General features: G+C 46.5%; 1 protein-coding gene. It reads left to right on the top strand.

What is annotated here, in order from left to right:
* Positions 1–58: 58 nt before the first annotated feature.
* A partial coding sequence (locus BG32_RS00810) for a transglutaminase domain-containing protein (protein ID WP_183084252.1) occupies positions 59–1170 on the top strand: 1112 nt, incomplete at its 3' end.

Genomic DNA, 1170 nt, shown 5'->3' on the forward strand with positions numbered 1-1170 from the left:
GGGGGTTGAGGGAGAAAAGTTTGGTAGAACATCACACGAGATCATAACGTCAGGAGGGGTGACGGGCTGCACAGACTATGGACTAGCCTTCGTCTCGCTTGCAAGAGCAAAGGGGATTCCTTCCGTTTTCATCCAGACTGCACGGATTGACTGGATCGAGGCAAGAAAGAGCTCAAACAGCGGCATGATAGTAGGTCACATTCTTGTCGAAGTCTTTATAGAAGGAAAATGGTATCTTGTAGACTCGACTTCTGGCAGGCTTTACCTTAACTATGACAGAAACAACTTCTCGCTCCCCGACGGGTACTATGTGTTTGCGAAATCCATTGAGGTATGGGATTCCGGGGCAATAAACGAGAGAGAGAACTGGCAGATGATGATGGATCTCTTCTGGATCTTTGATCCTTCAGTCTATAACAACCCGGGATACGACTACATAGACCTCACGACAGGGGAGACGAAGTCATCCGGAGTCTTCACCGGCCACTCAACCGTCATTGGAAGCTCGGCTCTGATTTTTGGGAAGCGGAGTCCGGTTGGACTGTTCGACGATAAATTCACGGCGCATCTTTCTAACAAGAGGCTTCTCGATCTATACTTCGCCGATAAAGACGAAGTTATGAGTACTCAGAGGATAGTAGTCCTTCACTCTCTTGATCAGCCCGCCACGATGCCCGACTACATGTTGGGCATTATACCGGAGTTCTCGTCTTCGGAAACGCCCGTGATCCTGAACGAAATCAGGGACGGCAGGAGAATTGTCCTTATAATGACAGATACAACAGAAGAATTGATGAAAATAATCAGAGAACTGCCCGAGGACTTTTTGGACGGCCCGCTAAACGATGAAAATGTCCCTGATGTCGAAATAATGAAGGACTCAGTTCTAGTTTATGGAACAAGCAACTCTGTGGGAGTATTCGAAGAGAGATTCATAAAAGGATTTTCAAGAAAGGGCTTTCTGAGTCTTGGCAATTCACAATACGAAAGATTTCTGGAGACGGAACTCGTCGTAGTCCTCTACTCACTCGATTATCCCGACAAAATGCCATTTTATATCGAAGAATATCTGCCGGAGTTCTCGTCTTCGGAACTGCCTGTAATAGTGAACGAATGGAGAGAAGGTAAGCAGATAATCTTAATCAAGACATCTACCGAGGCGGAACTGAT

This window comes from Mesotoga sp. HF07.pep.5.2.highcov, assembly GCF_003666285.1.
Lineage (GTDB): Bacteria > Thermotogota > Thermotogae > Petrotogales > Kosmotogaceae > Mesotoga > Mesotoga prima.